The organism is Micromonospora sp. DT227, assembly GCF_049841835.1.
Classification (GTDB): domain Bacteria; phylum Actinomycetota; class Actinomycetes; order Mycobacteriales; family Micromonosporaceae; genus Micromonospora.
This window is the reverse complement of record NZ_JBNCLA010000033.1, coordinates 1-3,822: the sequence shown is the minus strand read 5'-3', so window position 1 is coordinate 3,822 and position 3,822 is coordinate 1. Positions and strand designations below refer to the sequence as shown.

General features: G+C 67.1%; 4 protein-coding genes. All 4 read left to right on the top strand.

The window, feature by feature from the left end; genetic code table 11:
* The coding region (locus ACLQ2W_RS33735; RefSeq protein ID WP_425791924.1) for a polymorphic toxin-type HINT domain-containing protein at nt 1–1,503 on the top strand (1,503 nt) is incomplete at its 5' end.
* Nucleotides 1,504–1,541: 38 nt separating this feature from the next.
* Nucleotides 1,542–2,009: a hypothetical protein gene (locus ACLQ2W_RS33730; RefSeq protein ID WP_425791922.1), complete on the top strand. Its 468-nt coding sequence runs from the start codon at nt 1,542–1,544 to the stop codon at nt 2,007–2,009.
* 183 nt (nt 2,010–2,192) lie between these two features.
* A complete protein-coding gene (locus ACLQ2W_RS33725) occupies nt 2,193–2,639 on the top strand; it encodes a hypothetical protein (protein ID WP_425791920.1) in 447 nt (148 codons plus the stop codon).
* A gap of 191 nt (nt 2,640–2,830) precedes the next feature.
* The coding region (locus ACLQ2W_RS33720) for an ALF repeat-containing protein (RefSeq protein WP_425791918.1) at nt 2,831–3,822 on the top strand (992 nt) is incomplete at its 3' end.

Below are 3,822 nucleotides of genomic sequence, written 5' to 3'. Positions count from 1 at the left end.
CAGTCCGCCACGACGGCGCGGAACGCGGCGAACTCCGCCCAGGCCAGCGCCAACCAGGCCGCCCAGTCCGCCGCCACCGCGACGGCGGCCTCCCGGCGAGCCAAGCAGGCTTCGGAGGCTGCTTCCCAGGCGAGCTGGGACGCCCGGCAGTCAGCCATCCGCGCCGGCCAGGATGCCCTGGCCGCTGACCTCGCGGCCAAGGAGGCCAGCCGGATCTACACGACTCGGCTGAAGGAGTACGAGCAACAGCGGCGGAGCACGGCGCCCGGAAGCGGCAGCGGCGGGACCGGTACGGCTCTGGAGGAGCACAAGACCTGGGGCTGTCTGGTACCTAAGCCGTCGCTGACGAAGGACTGCCTCAAGGTTTACGGCGACTTCGCGCTCGCCGTGACCAGACCGGCCATCTGCGACGTCCCGGCCAACATGGATCGACCGGGCTGTCTGATGGTGGGTGATCTCAAGGCCTTCGTTAATGAGAACCCCGAGCTGGTGCTCGACATGTTGCAGTTGGTCCTCATGGCGTGCGGACTCGCGCCGGGCGCTGGGGAAGCGTGTGACGGTGTCGACGCGGCGGTGTCGTTCGCACGGGGCGACTGGGTCGGCGGTCTGCTGTCGATCGGGTCGATGGTGCCCTTCGCCGGCTACTTCGCCACCGGCGCGAAGAGTGGTAAGGCCGCGGACAAGCTCCGCGAACTGCAGAAGGTCACCGAGGCGCTGTCGAAGTGCAACAGCTTCGCGCCGGGCACCAAGGTAGTGATGGCGGACGGATCGACCAAGCCGATCGAAGATGTCCGAGTCGGGGAAGAGGTCCTTTCGACCGATCCCAACTCCGGAAGAACCGATCCGAAGAAGGTTGACGGACTAATCTACGGGTTCGGTGAGAAGCAACTCGTCGATCTGACATTCGACGTCGATGGCACCGATGGCGATGCTGTGGTGTCCATCACTGCTACCTCGAACCACCCCTTCTGGGTGCCGGACGCCAAGGCCTGGGTCGAGGCGGTCTCCCTCTCACCCGGACAGTGGGTACGTACCGCCAGCGGAACCTGGCTGCAGGTCGAATCGGTGGCGAAGAGACTGGTGCGGTCCGAGGTCTACAACCTCAGCATCGCTGGCTATCACACCTTCTATGTCGCCGCCGGAGCCGCCAGCTTCCTGGTCCATAACGCCGGGATCTGCGGGAACCGTGCAGTAGCCGAGGGTGACTGGCAGCACGTGCTCGACCGCCACCGGACGGGCGGGAGCCTGGTGGACGACGAGGCGGGGATCTTCACCGGCAAGGAGAAGGTCGTGCGGCAGCGGGTCGTCGACACCATCAACCGGGGAACGCCGAGGAACAACACGCCCGACCCGAAGACGGGAGAGCCCCGACCCGGCAAGATTTACCAGTGGGACCACGGCGTCAAGGTAGGCGAGAGTGGCCCGGCCAATGGGAGGCAAGAACTGCGGAGCATCTGCGCGGTCGTGAACGAGGGCAAGTTGGTGACTGCGTATCCGTGCTGACGCCACGCCGCTTTGTAGCCTCGACGCGAGGAGGATAGGTGCTTGTCCTGACATTTACGCTGCCGCCGGCTGACTCTGGGTGGAGCAGGACGTGGTCGCTTCCTGCCGACGCGGATCCGGCTCACGTCTCCGAGATGGACCTCCGCTACAAGTACTTTGCCGCCAAGGTGAAGATGGCGGTCGGAGAAACTGCCGTCATTTCACCCGGGGGTCACGTTCAACTCGTGGATCTGGCCCTCTCCTTCAAGGGTGCCGAAGCGCGCCTGGGGCGCGGCGAGGATGCGTCATTCGGCTTCACGGAAAGACCCGAGGTGATTCACTTCCGCGCGGTCGGACCAACTGTCCGCATCGAGTCCTCCGAGAAGCCCTACCAGGTGGACGTGGAGACACGGGTCCTTGTTTCGGAACTTGCGCAATTCAGGAACTCGGTATACGAGTGCATTGCGAAGGCGGTCCCGCAAATTGTTGCGAACGAGTCGATCCGACAGATTCGCTCACGGGAGTGAGGCTATTGGCATGCCGGGCTCGCGGTTTACCCTCGCGGGATCCTGTCCTCGCCGTCGCTCCTGGATCCACCCCGGCGAACAGTCCGTGGCCCCTGTCTAGGGCCTCGGTTCACCTTCACACCATCTAGGCGGGAGTTCATGAGAAGAGTTGCAGCATTCGGCGCGGCGGTTGCTCTGTCCGGGGTGGCCGTGTTCGCGGCCAACTCCGGGTCGTCCGCCGCGGACACCCCGCCCTCCCTCGAGGAGGATTTCAACTACCCGGGCGCTGCCAAGATTCTGGCGGACCACGGGCTCAAGCTGTACAAGGGTGACGGCCACATCATCTGGACCGGCACCCGGCCGGTGGAAGACGACCAACCGTGCACCCCCGACGAGATCCAGGTCGAGCAGATTCCCGGCGTCAGCGGCTTCTACCACTGTTTCAAGGTGCTGGGCTCGTCCGGCTATCTCACTCTGGAGATCCCCGGGACCTTCGGCGTCCGGGCCGGGGACGAAATCGTCGAGGCGACTGCGAAACTGCCGGAAGGGGACAAGAAGTTCACCATCCCGGCGAACAAGCCGGTGGCGATCGACACGGGCGAGGACGGCAACCTGCCGCAGGCGATCCTGGTCGAAATTCGGGTCAACTGACCGAGCGGAACATGGTGATGGACCGCCACCAATTGGTGGCGGTCCATCATTTTTGACCAATCGACCCTTGTGGGCACTGGCAGCTGTCGATATCATTCCGGCGGTACTTTCTCATTCCCACGGGGGTTGTGATGACCGTACGGTCAATGCGCGCTGCGCTTTTTCGAAACACGCGCCTGTCACCTGGTTGGGTGCGGCGTGTCGCCGTCGCCACAGCGGTGGTGCTCGTCGGTTCGCTCGTCCCGGTGACGCCGGCGAGCGCCGAGGACGAGGAATATCCCTGGGATCCGGCGGTGGCCCGGGAGGTGCTCGTCTACTACGTCACCGAGGGGACCCCCTCGGTGAAGCGGGCCGCGGCGGAGATGCTGCTCGCCGACGACGCCGCAGTCCGCGCGTTCGTCGAGGGCGGGGTGGACGAGGCGTACGCCGCCGACGCGCGGGCGGCGGCGGAGTCGCTGGCGTCGATGGATGGTCCCGCGATGCGCGCCGGTGCCTTGCAGGCGCTGGCCGGAACGCCGGCGGATGTCCAAACGTTCGTCGACGGCGGCTGGCGTGCGTCGTGGGCCGCTGACGAGCGGGTGCGGGCCTACCGGCTGTTGGAGTCCGGCGGCCCGACGATGCGGGCCGCCGCGCAGAAGGCACTCGACGGCACGCCGGAGGAGCTGACCGAGTTCCTCGCCGAGGGGCGCGACGCCGCGCTGATGGCGGACGACCGGCTGGCGGCTACCCGGATGCTCACGGGTGGAGTCAACAACTCCGGTCCGGTGCTTAACACCGCGGCGCAGCAGGCGCTGGCGGGCACGCCGGACGACCTGCGCGAGTTCATCACGGCCGGCCAGTTCGTCGCCCGTGCGCGGGACAAGGAACTCGCCTCCATCCGCAGCCTCACCGAGCAGGCGAAGGAGGCCAGCGACACCACCGCCCGGGAGTCTCTTGCCGCGACGGAGGCATCGAACCGCGCGGCGAACGCGGCCGAGGAGGCCAAGAAGGCGGCCAAGACGGCGGCGGACGAGACCGCTGCGGCAGGCGGTGCCGCGAGCAAGGCCTCCGCGGCGGCCGGCCGTGCCGCAGACGCGGCGGATGGCGCCGCCGACGCGGCCCGGGACGCGGTGAGCGCCTCGAACGCGGCGATGCGGGCGGCGCGGGTGGCGTCCGACGCGGCTCGGAAGGCGACCACGGCTGC